This is a genomic window from uncultured Psychrobacter sp. (assembly GCF_947488565.1).
GTDB lineage: Bacteria > Pseudomonadota > Gammaproteobacteria > Pseudomonadales > Moraxellaceae > Psychrobacter > Psychrobacter saeujeotis.
The window spans coordinates 23,324-41,047 of sequence record NZ_CANKZC010000005.1 but is presented as its reverse complement, the minus strand read 5'-3'; the positions used below and the strand labels follow the sequence as shown (position 1 = coordinate 41,047).

The 17,724-nt window shown below is 42.8% G+C and carries 13 protein-coding genes; 7 read left to right on the top strand and 6 right to left on the bottom strand.

Features of this window, described 5'->3' with window-relative positions; translation table 11 throughout:
• Positions 1-52: 52 nt before the first annotated feature.
• Entirely contained in the window at positions 53-2,455 is a 2,403-nt protein-coding gene (pheT, locus tag Q0890_RS11360) for a phenylalanine--tRNA ligase subunit beta (RefSeq protein WP_299220990.1), read from the top strand.
• Positions 2,456-2,659: 204 nt separating this feature from the next.
• Positions 2,660-2,959, top strand: a complete 300-nt coding sequence (locus Q0890_RS11355) for an integration host factor subunit alpha (RefSeq protein ID WP_299220987.1) — start codon at positions 2,660-2,662, stop codon at positions 2,957-2,959.
• A 193-nt stretch (positions 2,960-3,152) separates the two neighbouring features.
• On the opposite strand, the gene Q0890_RS11350 is transcribed toward Q0890_RS11355, so the two are convergent.
• The gene (locus Q0890_RS11350) at positions 3,153-3,518 is read right to left on the bottom strand and encodes a hypothetical protein (protein WP_299220985.1); all 366 of its coding nucleotides are present in this window, start codon (positions 3,516-3,518) and stop codon (positions 3,153-3,155) included.
• 563 nt (positions 3,519-4,081) lie between these two features.
• Here Q0890_RS11350 and Q0890_RS11345 point away from each other — a divergent pair.
• On the top strand, positions 4,082-4,969 hold the full coding sequence (locus Q0890_RS11345; protein ID WP_299220982.1) for a neutral zinc metallopeptidase: 888 nt from the start codon (positions 4,082-4,084) through the stop codon (positions 4,967-4,969).
• Between the two features lie 163 nt (positions 4,970-5,132).
• On the opposite strand, the gene Q0890_RS11340 is transcribed toward Q0890_RS11345, so the two are convergent.
• The 3 genes from Q0890_RS11340 to trxA form a co-directional block, all read right to left on the bottom strand.
• On the bottom strand, positions 5,133-5,384 hold the full coding sequence (locus Q0890_RS11340) for a hypothetical protein (RefSeq protein ID WP_299220979.1): 252 nt from the start codon (positions 5,382-5,384) through the stop codon (positions 5,133-5,135).
• 337 nt (positions 5,385-5,721) lie between these two features.
• Positions 5,722-6,990, bottom strand: coding sequence for a transcription termination factor Rho (gene rho, locus Q0890_RS11335; RefSeq protein ID WP_075103494.1), 1,269 nt, complete (start codon positions 6,988-6,990; stop codon positions 5,722-5,724).
• Positions 6,991-7,503: 513 nt separating this feature from the next.
• On the bottom strand, positions 7,504-7,830 hold the full coding sequence (gene trxA, locus Q0890_RS11330; protein WP_299220976.1) for a thioredoxin: 327 nt from the start codon (positions 7,828-7,830) through the stop codon (positions 7,504-7,506).
• Between the two features lie 374 nt (positions 7,831-8,204).
• Between trxA and Q0890_RS11325 the strand changes: the two genes are divergently transcribed.
• Both Q0890_RS11325 and Q0890_RS11320 read left to right on the top strand, forming a co-directional pair.
• Positions 8,205-8,918, top strand: coding sequence for an RluA family pseudouridine synthase (locus Q0890_RS11325; RefSeq protein ID WP_299220974.1), 714 nt, complete (start codon positions 8,205-8,207; stop codon positions 8,916-8,918).
• Between the two features lie 167 nt (positions 8,919-9,085).
• Positions 9,086-10,657 (top strand): NAD(P)/FAD-dependent oxidoreductase, encoded by a 1,572-nt coding sequence (locus Q0890_RS11320; RefSeq protein ID WP_299220972.1) that lies wholly within the window; start codon positions 9,086-9,088, stop codon positions 10,655-10,657.
• Positions 10,658-10,661: 4 nt separating this feature from the next.
• On the opposite strand, the gene Q0890_RS11315 is transcribed toward Q0890_RS11320, so the two are convergent.
• Positions 10,662-11,606: a D-2-hydroxyacid dehydrogenase gene (locus tag Q0890_RS11315; protein ID WP_299220970.1), complete on the bottom strand. Its 945-nt coding sequence runs from the start codon at positions 11,604-11,606 to the stop codon at positions 10,662-10,664.
• A 597-nt stretch (positions 11,607-12,203) separates the two neighbouring features.
• Here Q0890_RS11315 and rapA point away from each other — a divergent pair.
• Both rapA and Q0890_RS11305 read left to right on the top strand, forming a co-directional pair.
• Complete coding sequence (gene rapA / locus Q0890_RS11310; protein WP_299220968.1) at positions 12,204-15,092, top strand: RNA polymerase-associated protein RapA; 2,889 nt, start codon at positions 12,204-12,206, stop codon at positions 15,090-15,092.
• Between the two features lie 312 nt (positions 15,093-15,404).
• Positions 15,405-16,307, top strand: a complete 903-nt coding sequence (locus Q0890_RS11305) for an acyl-CoA thioesterase II (RefSeq protein ID WP_299220966.1) — start codon at positions 15,405-15,407, stop codon at positions 16,305-16,307.
• A 105-nt stretch (positions 16,308-16,412) separates the two neighbouring features.
• Here the strand turns inward: Q0890_RS11305 and mutY are convergent, their stop codons facing one another.
• Positions 16,413-17,657, bottom strand: a complete 1,245-nt coding sequence (gene mutY, locus Q0890_RS11300) for an A/G-specific adenine glycosylase (protein ID WP_299220964.1) — start codon at positions 17,655-17,657, stop codon at positions 16,413-16,415.
• Between the last annotated feature and the right edge of the window lie 67 nt (positions 17,658-17,724).

Sequence of the window (17,724 nt, the reverse complement as noted above, 5' to 3'; positions counted from 1 at the left end):
CGCCTACCTTTATTCTAAAATCTTTACTATGAAATTTTGATTCGAGATATTTATGAAAATTAGCGAACAGTGGCTACGTCAATGGGTGAACCCCAACAATACCAGTGAGCAATTGGCTGAACAGCTGACCATGGCAGGGCTTGAGATTGATGATCGTTTTGCAGTTGCGCGCGCCTTTAGTGGTGTGGTGGTTGGTGAAGTCATCAGTGTCGAGCAACATCCTGATGCCGACAAACTACGCGTCACACAGGTCAATATCGGTGAAGCTGAACCGTTACAAATCGTCTGCGGTGCGCCCAATGTCACAGTCGGTATGAAAGCGCCCGTGGCAACCGTTGGTGCTGTGTTACCTAGTGATGACTCAAAAGGCTTTAAAATTAAAAATGGCAACCTTCGCGGTGTTGCCTCAAACGGCATGCTTTGCGGTGCCTCCGAGATTGATTTGACTGATAGCATCGATGGTTTGCTTGAACTGCCAGCTGATGCACCAATCGGCACTGATATCCGCGACTATCTAGGTTTAGACAATCAAATACTAGATATCTCTATCACGCCAAACCGTGGCGATTGCTTTAGCGTACGCGGTATTGCCCGTGAGATATCAGTCATCAACGACTTGCCGATGCAGCAGCCAGAGATTGCGACCAACGCTGTAACTGATGATGGCGCAAACGTTGCGGCAAGTGTAGAAGCAGTAGAGGCTTGCCCGCGTTATTTATTGCAGGCGATTAGCAATATCGATCGCAATATTGACACGCCAAAGTGGATGCAGGATGCCTTGATTCAATCAGGCTTACGTTCGCATAACTTTCTGGTGGACGTTACCAACTATGTGTTGATGGAGCTTGGCCAGCCGCTACATGCATTTGATGCTGATACCATCAAAGGTGATATTGTAGTGCGTTTGGCACAGCCTAAAGAAACGCTGATATTGCTTAACGAGCAAACCATTACCTTAACGGGCGATGAGTTAGTCATTGCTGATGATGACGGCGTGCTGGCTCTTGCCGGCATTATGGGCGGTAAGCGTAGTAGTGTGACCGACAGCACAACCAATATCTTATTAGAGAGTGCGTTTTTTAATCCACTCGCCATCGCTGCCCGTGCGCGCCGTTTTGGCTTACATACCGATGCCTCACAGCGTTTTGAGCGCGGTGTAGACTTTGCGCTGCCAGAGTTGGCATTGGCCCGTGCTTGTGACTTACTTACCAGTGTCACAGGCTCGCAGGCCGGTCAAGTTATAAAAGCAGAAAGTAGCGATCATCTGCCCACTCGTGCACCTATTACGCTACCGCTGACAAAGGTTTTTGATGTCATCGGTATCGACATTGAACCTGCGGTAATGGTACGTATCTTAACTCAGTTAGGGTTTGGAGTAGAGCAGCAAGCAGAAGCACTTGTTTGTACGCCGCCATCGTATCGCTTCGATATGAGCATTAAAGAGGACCTCATCGAAGAGATCGCGCGTATCTATGGCTATGACAATATTCCAAGTGTCCTACCTCATTTGCAAGTCAGTATGGATTATGATGATACTGCCGATTTGACGCATGAGATGAAGCTAGCATTAGTCGATAATGGCTATATGGAAGCAATTAGCTTTAGCTTTAGCGATGCTAAGCTTGAGACGCTACTTGATGATGAGGCGTTAGGGGAGGTATTAGCACTGGCCAATCCCATCTCTAGTGATTTGGCAGTGATGCGCCGTACGTTGCTCTCAAGCTTGTTGCCTTGTGTGCAATATAACCTAAACCGTCAGCAGCCGCGTGTACGTTTTTTTGAGACAGGTCTTAGCTTTGTTGGGCAAAGCATCAATGACTTGGTGCAGACGCCAAGTATCGCTTTGGTAGCAGTCGGTGATATCTGGGATGAACAAGCCTACCAAAACCGCGCCTTAGACTTTTATGATCTCAAGCATGATATCGAACAGCTGTTACCAGCTCAGATTGATCCTGCGCGTGTTCGCTATGAGCGTAGCGCGCTTGCCTTTTTGCATCCAGGTCAAAGCGCCAAACTCTATATCGACGATATTTATATCGGCTGGTTGGGTCAGCTGCATCCTAGCACGGCTAAACAGTTAGACATGCCTATGACCTGGGTTGCACAATTATCGCTTGCACCATTGTTAGACTTGGCTCGTGAGCAGCAAGTTATCGCTACCCCAAGTAAATTTCCACAAGTGCGCCGTGATATTGCTATTTTGGTAGATAGTGACATCAGCTTGCAAACGCTAGAGTCGACAATACGTAAAGCTGCAGGTACGTTACTGACTAATCTATGGTTGTTTGATGTTTATCAAGGGGACAAAGTGCCAGCAGGTCAGCGTTCATTAGCCTTTGCTTTGGTATGGCAAGATAATATTCAGACTCTATCTGATGAAGTAGTAAAAACAGCAACGGATAAAGTTATTGAATCATTAGTTCAACAACATAGTGCTCAGTTACGCGATAGTTAACTATATTTAGCTAAGTGACTATTAATAAAGAGATTTATTTCAAGATTTATTAAAAATAGAGTAAAAATACTTTATAATACCTACACTTGAATTGAAGACTCGGTGATTTAATGATTGTAATCAGTGAGTCATTTATCTTTATATAGTAGTCATATCGCTAAACCATGATACCCGATATCTCGACATAGCATAGGAGTCGTACTTGTGAGTACCTTAACCAAATCTGACATGATCGAGCATTTGATGAATCATCTTAACTTGACAAGACAAGAAGGACGCTGTCTGGTTGAGAATTTTTTTGATGAGTTGTCAGATAGTTTGATTGAAGGCAAAGAAGTCAAGCTTTCAGGCTTTGGCAATTTTGAGCTTAAAGATAAAAACAGCCGTCCAGGTCGTAACCCTAAAACTGGAGAGCCTGTTGCAGTATCTGCGCGCCGTGTAGTGACGTTTAAAACTGGGCAAAAATTCCGTCAACAAGTTGATCAGCATCTGTTTGATCAATAATATTAAGTTTAATGACTGAGTTTGAGGATGATGAGTGAGAGAGTAGATAGTCACTTTTATGTGATCATACTGAAGGTTAAATATTTATAATTTTAATTAATTTATTATTGAAAAGTATAAATATCATACACAAAAAAAGAGAGCATCGGCTCTCTTTTTTTATTAGTATATTCTATTATATGAGTAGCAAAAATTACTGAGCTGGCTCTTCAACAACTACAACTTCGTCAGCAGCATCAACAGCAGCAGTATCAGTTTCGCTAGCTACGTCCATGCTAGTAGTATCGCCATCTACAGGAACTTCAGCGTCCATCTCGTCAGTAGCAGTTGCAGCTTGAGCTTCAGCGATATCAGCTTCAGCGTCAGCAGCGGCAGCTTCGGCATCAGCAGGAACAGCTTCGCCTTCAGCACCAGCTTCGTTAAGCTCTTCTTGTGCGTCTTGCACTTCTTCTTGTGCGTCAGATAGATCTTCAGCGGCGTTTTCTGTGCTGCTATCACAAGCAGTTAAGCCCATAGAAGCAGTCATGATACCAGCAAGAGCAAGTAATTTAAGTTTCATAAGATAATCTCCGTAAAATAAAATGAGCAGTAGCCACAACAAAAGGTTGAACGTTCGAATTATTTCGAAAGTCAACTAATACTAAGTACAGCTACTCAGCTTTCACGCATTCTATATGTTTTCTTTTCAAATGAGAAGAGAATGTACAATTAAGTAACAATAAAATAGTGAAGAAACTTGGGTAATGTCACTTTGATATAATTTTTAATACAACTTACGAAAGCGTTTTCCGTATAATCAATTGGAACATAGAATAATAAACAACTAATAGATAAATTTTGTAACTGAGGTTAAGGAGTCGTAAAATTCTTTGTTAGCGATAAAAGAATGTAACAGACTGGTTTTACATATATTATTTGTTGTTCGATTATTTAAGAAATGGGCAAACAAACAGTAAAAAAAATCATATCAAGAGAGAATGTTTTTAATAAAATCTATATTAATAATTAGATGATGATATTAATTGTCTAAAAGGTAGGTTTTGAAAGAAGTATACTTTTTGACTTATCAATAGTGATAGGTGTAACCATAACAATATTTGTCATAAATTTAGGGGATGTATTATGAAATGGCGAGGCAGACGAGGGAGCTCTAACGTTCGTACCAGTAGTGGCGGTGGAAAAATGATCGGTGGCGGTATTGGCGGCATCATTATAGCTGGTATCTTGTGGTTAGTCTTTGGCGTAAATCCAATGACTGCTCTACAGACTGGGCAAGTGATAACAGGTGGTGGTACCAGTACCTCAACTGAACCAGCCACAAGTGATGATCGTGATACACAGTTTGTTAAGGTAGTACTGGCTGACACAGAAGAGGTTTGGCATCAAGTGTTTAATGAAGGTGGTCAAACTTACCAAGAGCCTTCGCTTATCCTCTTTAATGGTCAAGTAAGCTCAGCTTGTGGTAGTGCTACTGCTGCTACAGGTCCTTTCTACTGCCCAAGCGACCAGACTGTCTATTTAGATACATCATTTTTTGCAGAAATGCGCCAAAATCTTGGCATCTCTGGAGATCAGCAAGGCTCAGGTGATGATGAAAACCAAGGTAGAGCTGGTGATTTTGCACAGGCTTATGTCATATCGCATGAAGTAGGTCATCACGTACAGACATTGCTTGGTATCACTCAGCAAGTCAATGAAGCAAGTCGTCAAGTGACTCGTACGCAGGCTAACAAGCTTTCTGTACTACAAGAATTGCAGGCCGATTGCTTTGCAGGGGTTTGGGCGCAGCGCAACCAACAGCGTGTACAATTTTTGGAGCCAGGTGATATTGATGAAGCAATCAACGCTGCAAGTCAAATCGGTGATGATCGTCTTGCACGTGCAAGCGGTCGTGCAGTGACACCAGATAGCTTTACTCATGGCACCAGTCAACAACGTGTACAATGGTTCACGCGCGGTTTGGAGAGTGGTAATGTACAATCATGTGATACCTTTAGTGGTGCTTTATAACTAATGACGATGTAAAAGCTTATTTATAATAGACAACAAATAATAAAAGGCCCGCAATATCAATTGCAGGCCTTTTATCAACTTAACTCATATCTTATAAATTAAATACATTTTAAATAAAAAACATTCAAAATATAAAATAGAGAAAATAACAACTTATTTATTATCTGCTGTTTTCAAGGATGTACGCACCAGCACCACCAACTGCCGCACCACCAAGTGCACCACGAGCGATATCTTTACTATCACCACCACTTCTAATAAGTGCACCAGCCGCAGCGCCTGCAGCTGCACCTTTAGCGGTATTACTGACACCGCTATTATATCCACCGTATCCACCAGTTGAGTTGCAACCAGTCATGATCAAAGCTGAACTTGCAATAGCAGTCATCGCGATAGATTTAGCAAATTTCATATTATCACCTATTAAATAATCAAAATTAAAATAAAAAAGTATATTATGTAAAGCTTATTTATACTGTAGTTAATACTATACTTATAATATTTATATAGTCGTAGTAGATTGGCTAAGCTTTGCAAACACTTTGTAATTTATGTTGCCTCACTGTGTCATTGGTAGTGCTTTTACTTATAATTCTTGTATTTATTAAACTATTAAGCTAACACTTTTGGACTTTTTTATCAGGTTAAAGATAATAAAACTCATTAAACTTTAACTATTAATATCTGATAGAACTATCTTGTAGAAAACAAATGAAACAATAGAAGTCAAATTGATAAATAATAATTACTTAGTTTTGAGATTTACGTTTCATTTGTTCAAAAAACTCATCGTTCGTTTTAGCTTCTTTTAAACGATCTAATAAAAACTCAGTTGCTTGAACACCATCCATTGGTTGTAATAACTTGCGTAATATCCAAACTTTACGTAGCTTATCTTCATCAAGAATACGCTCTTCACGGCGAGTACCTGACTTTTTGATATTGATGGCTGGAAAGACGCGTTTTTCGGCCAAATCACGTTCAAGAGTGATTTCTTGGTTACCAGTACCTTTAAACTCTTCAAAAATGACGCTGTCCATCTTGCTACCAGTATCGATAAGGGCACTAGCAATAATCGTTAAGCTCCCTCCTTCTTCAACGTTACGTGCTGCACCAAAAAAGCGTTTTGGGCGCTCAAGCGCAGTAGCATCAAGACCACCAGTCAATACTTTACCCGATGAGGGGATAACTGTGTTGTAAGCACGAGCAAGGCGCGTGATAGAGTCCAGCAGCACAACAACATCTTGTTTGTGTTCAACCAAACGCTTGGCTTTTTCGATGACCATTTCAGCGACTTGTACATGGCGCTGCGGCGGCTCATCAAACGTTGAGGCAACCACTTCACCGCGCACTGTGCGTACCATCTCTGTCACTTCTTCTGGACGCTCATCAATCAGTAAAACGATCAGATAACATTCAGGGTTGTTACGCGTAATGGACTGTGCAATCGTCTGTAACAGTACGGTTTTACCTGCTTTTGGTGGAGCGACAATAATAGAGCGTTGGCCCTTACCAATCGGCGCAATCAGATCAATGATACGTCCAGTTAAGTCTTCTGTCGTACCGTTGCCAAGCTCAAGCTTAAGGTGCTCGGTAGGAAATAGCGGGGTTAAATTCTCAAAAATGAGCTTATGACGCGAACGATCTGGCGTATCGAAGTTGACTTCACCTACTTTTAGTAAAGCAAAATAACGTTCAGAGTCTTTTGGTGGGCGAATGGTACCAGCGATACTATCGCCTGTCTTTAGGCTAAAGCGTCTGATTTGACTTGGGCTGACATAAATATCGTCAGGACCGGCCAGATAAGAGCCTTCTGATGAGCGTAAAAAGCCAAAACCATCTGGTAGGACTTCTAGTACGCCATCACCATAGATAGCTTCACCATTACGAGCATGCGTTTTTAATATGGCAAAGATTATGTCTTGTTTACGGCTACGTGCCATATTATCAAGACCCATTTCTTTAGCAATAGCCAATAGCTCAGTGATTGATTTTTTCTTTAATTCAGTTAAATTCATAGGTAGGTCATTAACGATTTATCGGGTGAGAACTGCCATTAGCAGCACAACCCACGACATTGATTAAAACAACGATAGTGTAGCGATAGGATGTGTGCACAGAGTTAAGATTTATATAGCATTGATTTTTATGTATCAGATTATCATCAGCTGCGCAAAACTGTGTCAGGATGACAAATGTGAATATAAAGAGGACTATATAAGAGTTTGGGATATAAAAGCTTGCAATGAAAGCTCTATATCAATAATTATAGTTAGTAGTTTCGTTCAGTATACAATTGTGTTTTGTGTTGATAAACACGAGGAGAATAGCGTTAAGACGCATCAGGAAATTTTATGTTTCTCTTGACAGCAGACTATACGGTTTTAAAGTCAGGCTTGTCAATTATTTTTGTTAAAAAATTTGCATAATTTGCTCTTTGTCCAGTAAAAATGCAAAAAAGCCATCATCTTGTACAGATAATGGCCAATTTTGATTATTTATTCAAACACTCGAGGGTGTTGATATACAATTTATAAATGCTTATCAAGTACGTTAGCAAGTTCAGATTTTGGCTGTAAACCCATTACTGAGTCTACTTTTTCGCCGTCTTTAAAGACGAATAAAGTTGGTATGTTACGGATACCAAAGCGGCTTGCTGCCTGTGGGTTGTTGTCTACATCGACTTTGACGATTTTTACTTTACCTTGATAGTCGTTGGCCAAATCTTCTAAGATAGGCGCTATCGATTTACAAGGACCACACCAGGTCGCCCAAAAGTCTACTAGGACTGGGACATCAGATTGTAGTACGTCTTGGTCGAAGTCTGCATCGGTGGTATTAATAATAAGGTCTGACATAATTATTCTCTCTTGTTGTATCATCTTTTGGCTAGTAATAGATAAAAATAGTTTGATAAATTGGGTGGAAACCTATATCTGCTATATGAGCCAGTCCTATTTATCTGTCTAACAAATTACCCAATTACAGCCTAAGAAGTATGGAATGAAAGTGAAAATGTGCCATTATATTAGCATGTTTGCCACGTCTTGACAGACAAAGGGTGGTTAAAATGCTTAACAACTAGTATTAGTACAATAAATCGAAACACAAATTAACACAGGCTACATCTTGGTAGTAGATTGTCCTTATAATTCGCCTGGTAAAAACGTATACAGAATCTACTATGCTTTTTTACCGTATTTAAACCCATTTACAGAAGTAGCTATTTTTTATGCCTTTTACCGATGAAGACATTGCTGCCATGAATTTACAAGAAACTCAGTATCCAGTAGAGTTTTTTCAAAAATTTGCGCGCGAGATTACCGTTTATGAAGATGACGATATTTGGGTAGTAGACAAACCTGCAGGATTGTTAAGTGTCGATGGTAAGACTTTAAAGGTTAGTCTATTGGCACGACTTGAACGCGCCAATCCTGACGTAAAACTCATTCATCGATTGGATATGGATACCTCAGGCCTGCTTATCTTTGCAAAAAATGCAGCCGCTCAGACCAATATCAGTAAACAATTCATCGACAGATTGCCGCAAAAGACTTATCAAGCACGGGTTTTTGGTACTTGGGAGACAATAGGAGCCACGGGGAAAATATCTGTGCCCGTAAGATATGAGCCGACAACCAAGCCGCGGCATATCGTTGATCATGATTGGAGTAAGAACGCCTTGACCTTGTATGAGGTGCTCGCTTATGAACAATGTAATGGTCAAGCAGTCACTCGTATTGCGCTAAAACCGGTGACAGGACGTAGCCATCAGTTGCGCGTACATATGGTGCATGCAGGACACGTCATTATCGGTGACCCCATTTATGCAGAAGGACCGGCACTACAAATTGCACCGCGTCTAAATTTGCATGCCCAGCAGTTACGTCTAAAGCATCCTGTACTTGGCGCTTGGATGGATTGGGAAAGCGCGGTACCGTTTTAGACGTGGCACATTTTAAAAATAACAAACCAAGCTTAATGCCTAAATTTAGTCGTGTAGAGAGTAGCAGCTATACAAACGAAGTATAAATCAAGGGTAATCAGTTACTAACATAGGGTGAGATGATGATCGGTGTTGATTCTATAAAAAATATAACCAAAGCTCGCCTGATGCGCTCAAAATCTCAACCGAACGTGACGGCGGATTATGAGGTCTTAATCATTGGTGCTGGTATCTCTGGAATTGGTATGGCGTGTCGCTTGCAGCAAAACCATCAAAAGCTGTTCAATCGTCATTTGAAGGCAAAGAAGCGAGATAAGCGCAATAAAGATAAAGCTACCAAGCCATTTACTATATTAGAGAAGCGTGCAGACTTGGGCGGTACATGGGATTTGTTTACTTACCCTGGTATTCGTTCGGACTCTGATGCTTTGACTTTTGGTTATAGTTTTCGTCCATGGTTAGATCATAAGATGTTAGCTAAAGGTGATGACATCAAAAGCTATATAGCAGCGACTGCGCGTGAGTTTGGGGTTGAAAAACATATACGCTATCAACATGACGTGCAGCAGCTATCTTGGTCGAGTATTGCTAAACAATGGACCGTCATGGTCAAAAACCGTGCCAGCGGTGAAGTATATACGGTGACAGCGAAATTTATCGTTGGTGCAACTGGTTATTATGACTATGATGCAGGATATCGACCATATTTTGAGAATGAAGAGCAATTCCAAGGTGATATCGTGCATCCACAGTATTGGCAAGATGTGGATTATAATGATAAAAATATTGTGGTGATCGGTAGTGGTGCGACTGCGATGACCTTAGTACCAGCGCTAGTCGATGAAAATGGTGAGCAATGTGCGCGTCACGTAACCATGCTACAGCGCTCACCGACTTATGTAGCCAGTGTGCCGGGCGATGATTATGCACTTGACTGGCTAGCGGGTAAGTTTTCACCTTTATCAAAGCATCAAGCATATACCTTACTACGTACACGCAATGTTTTGATGCAACAAGGTCTGTATCAATTTGCCACCCATGCGCCCAATGTCCTAAAAGCAGCATTAAAATATGGCGTCAAAAAAGAGCTAAAAGGCAGCGGTGTCGATGTTGCTCATTTTATGCCTACTTATAATCCGTGGGATGAGCGTTTATGTGCGGTACCTGATAGCGACTTATTTACTGCATTGCATGGCAACAGAGCAGAGGTTGTGACCGATCAAATCAGTCATTTTACCAAGACTGGTATCGCCTTAACCTCTGGCAAGCATATAGAAGCAGATATCATTGTGACTGCAACAGGGCTTAAGCTCCAGATACTAGGCGGAGCTGCGCTATATGTCGATGGTGAGCTTATCGATGTCGGTGCGCGCATGACTTATAAAGCTGTGATGCTTGAGGGCGTACCCAATATCGCGATGATGTTTGGCTACACCAATGCTTCATGGACGCTAAAAATAGATTTGGCGTGTCAATATGTGGTCAGAGTACTCAAACATATGAAAAAACACCATTATAATGTCGTCTGTCCGCAGGCTATAACCGATAAAGAGCAGGTGCAAGTGCAGCCAGATACGGTACTTGGCGCGCTATCAGCAGGCTATGTACGCCGTGCAAAAGATAAGCTACCTAAGCAGGGCGATCGCTATCCATGGCGTGTGACGAACAATTACCTAAGTGACCGTATTATGCTCAAATACCGTAAAATAGAAGACAACTGGCTACATTTTACCCGCTAGATATTTATTGAGAATCGTTGACGAAATCTGCTACTTGTTCACTTAACATTTGCCAGAGAGTCTCTTGTGCGCTCTTACTACCCCAAGCATTATGCGGGCTAAATATTACGCGTGGATGGTGGCTCAAGCTCAATAGGGGGTCATCTGCTGTGATAGGTTCTTGTTCAAAGACATCCGTCGCATAACCAAGGATTTGTTCATTATGGATAGCATCTGCCAGGGCTTGACTATCGACAACACCGCCGCGAGCGACATTCACCAGTAAAGGTTGTTTGCTCATTTTGGCTAAGGTGTCTTGATTGATAAGATGCTGAGTCTGCTCATTTAATGGACAGTGCAAGCTTATAACATCAGATCGATCAAGTACCTCATCAAAGGCAGTATAGTCATCGTTACGGGGCGTACGACCTTGATGATCCGCCCACAATACCGTCATACCGAACGCACGAGCTATCTCGGTCACACGCTTACCGATAGTACCGACACCAATGATACCTAGGGTCTTATCTTCTAAATCTACAAGAGACGTATCAAGCAGACAAAAGTTGCCGTTGTCTCGCCATGTGCCATCGGCCACCTTTTGATGATAATAAATGCCAGCACGCATTGCATTTAGCATTAGCATAAAGGTATGTTCAGGCACGCTTTTGACCGCGTAACCTGCCACGTTATATAAAGCAACGTTGTGCGTCTTGCAAGCTTCTTGATCGACGTTGTTCATACCAGTGGCGGTCAGTTGAATAAGTTTGAGCTTAGGTAGCTTGGCAATCACCTCAGCGCTAATCTGAACTTTATTGGTAAATATAATGTCAGCTTCTTGGCAGCGCTCAATAATAAGGTCGGAATCTGCGGGTGTATCATCGTAAGTGATATAGTCAGTCACGCCTTCAGGTGCTGGCAAATCTACGCCATCAGAAAATGTTCCTTTATCTAAAAAAACCGCTTGCATAATTAATCCTTATTTATAAAAATTTTGATTTAGAAAGTTTTTATCTGGTTTTTATTAAGGTAAGTAAAATAGATGCTTGGACGTTTTTTCATAAAACGAAGCATACTATTTTGGACATCAAGTTTGGTTTGAGCAACAAGTTTGGTTTGGGCAATAAGTTTGGGTATCAAGCCAGCTGTTTGCTGTTCTTGCTAGTATCGACTCAATGTAGCATGCTTTGAGCAAAAATTGAAAAATACGTCAGTAAGCCTAAAGATATTAGTTGCTCTAATAGTTACAGATACTACCAACTATTGGCAATTTATTACTTTAGGTATGGTCTTCACTATAAGTTTCATAAAACGCCGCTCATTTTATTATCTGTATTCCTCATCGATCTGCTCTTGAAAAACCAACTTATTGCACGCATTTAGCCGGTAACGTTATATAATAGTGCACTTGACTGGTTTTGCTAAAAAGTCGCTTGACTAAGTTAATATATGCATCTTTAAACGATAGTGCTGACTATCGTAACAACTTCATTGTGCTTTATTTAAGAGTAGTACGATGTTGTTGTCGCCCATTTTCTTATCATCTGAGTACAAAAGACATCGCCTTATGACTATCTCCATCGCCTCATTGCATAGTACCGAATTCGCCGTTGGTCAACGCCATTTATCTGACACCGAGTCCGAGCTTGGCTTGGGTGTGGTTATCGATGTGGACGACCGCTGTGTACATATTTTATTCCCGCAAAGCGAAGAGACGCGAGTGTATGCAAAAAACTCTGCACCGTTGTCACGTGTCGTGTTTAAGGTTGGTGATAGTATCAGTGACCAACAAGGAAATAGCTATACGGTCACTGCGGTTGATGAGGTGATGGGCGTGCTCAAATATAGTGTCGATGAGCACGAAAAAGGCATTATGGAAACGCGTCTTGCGGCAAATATTACCTTGGCAAAGCCGCTTGAAAGACTGTTGGCGGGTCGTATCGAACGCGGAGACTGGTACGAGCTGCGTCAAGATATATTGCGTATGCAATCAGCGCTGGCAGGACATCCATTAAAGGGTCTCATGGGAGCGCGTGTCGATATCATCGAGCATCAGCTGTATATTGCCCACGAAGTTGGCAAACGTATTGCGCCGCGTGTACTGCTTGCCGATGAAGTCGGCCTTGGTAAAACCATCGAGGCGGGTCTTATTATTCATCAGCAGCTCTTAACTGGTAAAGCTGAGCGCGTCTTAGTATTGGTGCCTGATAGTTTGCAATATCAATGGATGGTTGAGTTACGTCGCCGCTTTAACCTAAACTTTGCTTTGTTTGATCTGGTCCGTACTGCGGCAATTAAAGAGCATGATCCTGAGCAAAATGTGTTTGCTACTGAGCAATGTATCATCGCTGGTATGGATCTGCTACTTGACCATCCTGACTTATATGATCAAGCGATAGAAGCAGGGTTTGATTTGTTAGTCGTCGATGAGGCGCATCATTTGCATTGGGATGAAGCAGCGGGCGGCAACGAAAAATATGACTTAGTGGCTGACTTCGCTGAAGAGACGCCTGGGGTAATGTTACTAACGGCTACGCCTGAACAACTGGGTGTTCAAAGCCATTTTGCGCGCTTGCGTTTGCTCGACTCCGACCGCTTTGATGATTTGGATGAGTTTATTGCCGGTCAAGAAGCTTTTGCGGAAACTGCGGCCGTGGCTGGTGTATTGATAGAAGATAAGCCGTTAAATGACGGACAAATCGCTGCTCTAACTGCTCTGTTGAATTTGAATGACGATGAGCTGGCAACGATTAATGAAGATGACAAACTACGTACGTATGCTCTTAATGAGCTATTGGATCGTCATGGCACAGGGCGGGTGTTATTCCGTAATACCCGTGAGAGTGTTCAGGGGTTCTATGGACGTAGCAGTCAGGCGTATCCATTGCCATTACCTGAAGCGTGGCAGGACAGCTATCAAACCAAGGGCAAGCTTCGCGAACAGCTGTGGGGCGAGGAAAATCAGCCAGATGGCGGCTGGTTAGAAGATGATCCACGTGTGCCATGGTTGATTGATATCTTAAAAAGTGAGCTCAAACAAGAAAAAGTCTTACTGATCGCTCGTAGTGGGGCAACTGTAGAGAGTTTAGAGGCGGTACTGCGTCTACATGCTGGTATTAAGACTGCCATTTTTACTGAGCAGATGACTCTACTTGAACGTGACCAAGCAGCCGCATTCTTCGCCGATAGTGAAGGCGCGCAGATATTGCTATGTTCAGAAATTGGCTCTGAGGGTCGTAATTTTCAGTTTGCAAGTCAGCTGATACTGTGGGATCTGCCGGCCAATCCAGATACGCTAGAGCAGCGTATCGGTCGTCTAGATCGTATTGGGCAGACGCAGCAAATCACACTGCATGTCCCTTATGTACAAAAGACCGCGCAAGAACGCCTATATCACTGGTATAACAGCGCCCTAAATATGTTCAATCAGATATCTCCCACGGCCCAAAGTGTGCAAGAACAGTATATTCAAACGCTCAAACCGCTACTTGAAGGTGCCGATACTGCAGAGAATCGCGATGAATTAAAAGCTCTCATCGCTGAGGCGTTACAAATGCGCTTGGCGCTAGAAGCACAGCTGCAAGAAGGACGTGATCGTCTACTTGAATACAACTCATGCCGTCCACGCGTCGCTGGGCGTATTGCAGATGCGATGCGTGATTTTGATGATAATAATGTGCTACCGCCTTTTATTGAGCGCTTTTTGGCATCAGCGAATGTCGATTACAGTATCCAGCGTGATGGTTCTTGGGTGCTTGCGCCACTCGATAGTACTGAAGTTAGTGAGTATATCGAGGGGCTGCCGCTTGGTGATGAAGAAGGTATGACGTTAACCTTTGATCGTGAGCTTGCACTGCAGCGTGAAGACATCGATTTTGTCACCCATGAACATCCATTGATGCGATCGATCTACGAGCTTGCCAGCACGAGTACTTTTGGTAATACGACGGTGGCAATGCTCAAGAGCAATGCCATTCCTCAAGGTATGATTATGCTTGAGGTTCATTTTAGAGTTGAAGCGATTGCGCCAAAGCTACTTAACCTACCAGCCACTCTACCGACTCAGAACATTCGTGTCTTTATCAGTGAGCAAGGAAGTGATTTATCCGAACGTATCAGTAGCGAGATGATTATGCCGCATATTGACCGTTTGGATAAAACCCGCGCGCGCCAAGTCGTTAAAGTACGCAGTGATGTGATTGAGAGCCGTTATTATGAAGCTGAAGAGATCGCACGAGCACAGTTAGCGGAGATTGGTGAGCAAGCAAGTGCGCGCTTTAATCAGCAATGGTCACGTGAAATCAAACGTCTCAAGCACCTGCAAACCATTAACCCTAATGTGCGTCCCGAAGAGGTCGAGCGCCTAGAGCAGTTGCAAGCGCAAGGTGAACAAGCGCTAGCGAACTTATCGCTAGTACCGGATTCTATTCGTGTGCTAGTTACTGTAAAGCCATAACTGTCATAAGTATCGTCGAAAGAGGTGTCGAGTAGCACCTCTTTTTTTACACAATTAATCAATTGGTCGTTTAAGTTTAAAACGATATTTGGTTATTTCTATATTCGTATAAATAAAATCTAACCTAAGTAGTCAAGTTAATGCGGGCAAGTAAGTCTGTAGCAACTGGTCAAAGCTTACAATATTGGTTAAGATGTTTTCTATTTTAAAGATCTAGTATCATTTTTAGGTGCCAAACAAACGGTTTTAAGCGTTATCGCATTAGTACGGCTTTTCAGTAATAGTCGCTCAAAAATAAGGAAAATTACTGCCATGTCTGATTATCCACAACTGATTGATGAGCTACTCGCTACGGTGGCACTTATTGAAGTCAGTCCTGATGTATTTGAAGGCAAAAGCCATGATTACGTTGGTAAGCGTATATTTGGCGGGCAAGTACTGGCTCAAGCTATGATGGCTGCCGCTCATACACTGGATACAGATAAGCCTTGTCACTCGCTACATGGTTATTTTTTGCGCGGTGGCGATATCAATCAACCGGTGATCTATCAAGTAAGGCGTTTACGGGACGGTCGTAGTTTGTCAGCACGCGAAGTGACAGCGATTCAGTATAAACAAGTCCGTGGTAAGCCGCCTGTTGAACAAGTGATATTTTCGATGATTGCCTCATTTGCACCGATGGAAGAGGGTTTAGAATATCAAGAAAATATGCCTGTTTATCCGCCACCTGAAGATTTACAGACTGAGCAAGACCTAAAAGAGAGCTACGTGGGTAAAGTACCAGATGCACTTAAGGGTCGTTTTATGCGTCGTCGTCATGTGGAGATTAAGCCTGTCAAACCGCGCGATCCTATACATCCAGAGCCAACGAAACCGAAGCAAGCCAATTGGTTACGCATTCGTGAACTGGGCTCGCAGCCAGTTGCGATTCAGCAAGCGCTCTTGGCGTTTTCTTCTGATTTTTATTTAGTAGGAACGGGGCTTATGTCTCATGGCATTAGCTTTATGACCAGTGGCCTACAAGCGGCTAGCATTGATCATTCCATGCATTTTCATCGTAGTTTTGATATAAATGATTGGCTGTTATACGACATGTGGAGTGATACGACATCCAATGCGATGGGGCTAAACCATGGACAGTTCTGGCAAGATGGCAAGCTGGTTGCCACCGTGCAGCAAGAGGGCTTGATGCGTCTGCGCGTGCCAAAGTCTTAGCTCTATATGCCTTCGTTATAATCATCAAAAAAAGCGACTCATGATTAATTGTGAGTCGCTTTTTTTATGGCATATGTAGTTTTTTAAACAGTCAAGTATGAAAGTTTATTCTAGAACTTTGATCATCGCTCGTGGCAATCCAAGCGTTGCCTGAGCTTCATCAGCATTTAACCAAATAATATTAATATCAGCTGCTTGTAAGGCTTTGCTTATTTCAGCCGTTTGTTTGGCGTCTAAAGTCAATGAATGCGGCTGCAAATACCAATGAAAGTGCGTCAGCGAATGTTTAATCGGTGCGTCAGTCAGTAAAGAATTGCTGACTGTTTCTGTTACCAAGTTATTCTTTGCTAACCATTCATTAATAATCTGCTCAGCGGTGGTAAATTCCGCTTCGTATACTTTCTCATTGCTACGTACGTCGATTGGTACATTTGATTGCTTACCATTGTTCGCAGCTTGTTTTTTACCAGTCGTCTTAACACTGGCGTTGCCGTTAATTTTCTCTACAAACTGCAAAGGCAAACTCCACAATCCACCCCAAATGCCATTATCAGGACGCTGTAACCACAGTATGTCACCCTCTATACTGTGAATAAGTAGAGCATTGCTAAACTTGCTTGGTTTGGGCTGTTTTTTTGCTTTGACTGGATAATCCGTTTCGCGACCTTGCGCATGTGCTAAGCAATCATCTTGTAGTGGACACAATAAGCAAGCAGGCTTGCTACGCGTACATAAGGTTGCGCCCATATCCATCATCGCTTGTGCAAACAGCCCTGAACTCTCTCTAGGGGTCAAACGTTCAGCCAATGCCCATAGCTCTTTAGTCGTCGCAGATTTGGTAATATCACCATCAATCGCTGCCCAGCGTGTCAGCACCCGTTTGACGTTACCATCACAGATGACGCCATATCGATGCAGTCCCATTGCCATAATCGCCCCAGCGGTAGAAGGGCCAACGCCAGATATAGCCTCCCAACCTGCTAAGGTCTGCAGAAACTCGCCCGTCTCATTAATGATATCGACCAACTGCTTTGCGCCTTTATGCAAATTACGCGCGCGTGCATAGTAGCCTAGTCCTGCCCAATGCTCGGCTACGGTATCCCAGTCTGCTGCGGCCAAGTCTTGCACCGTCGGAAACGACTTCATAAAACGCGCAAAGTAGGGCAGTACAGTGGTCACTTGCGTTTGCTGGAGCATGACTTCCGATAACCAAACGATATAAGGGTTGGGTGTATCGGTCTGATGCTGTTGCCAAGGCAGGTCATGGCGACCATTGGTTTCGAACCAAGTTAGTAGGCGCGGGGCGAAGGTGTTTAAAGATGAATCAGGTTGAGAAAAATGAGTAGGCAAGCGTATTCCTTGTAAATCAAAAAATGAATATAGAATTTATGATTAAGGTGATTTATGGGGTGTGATG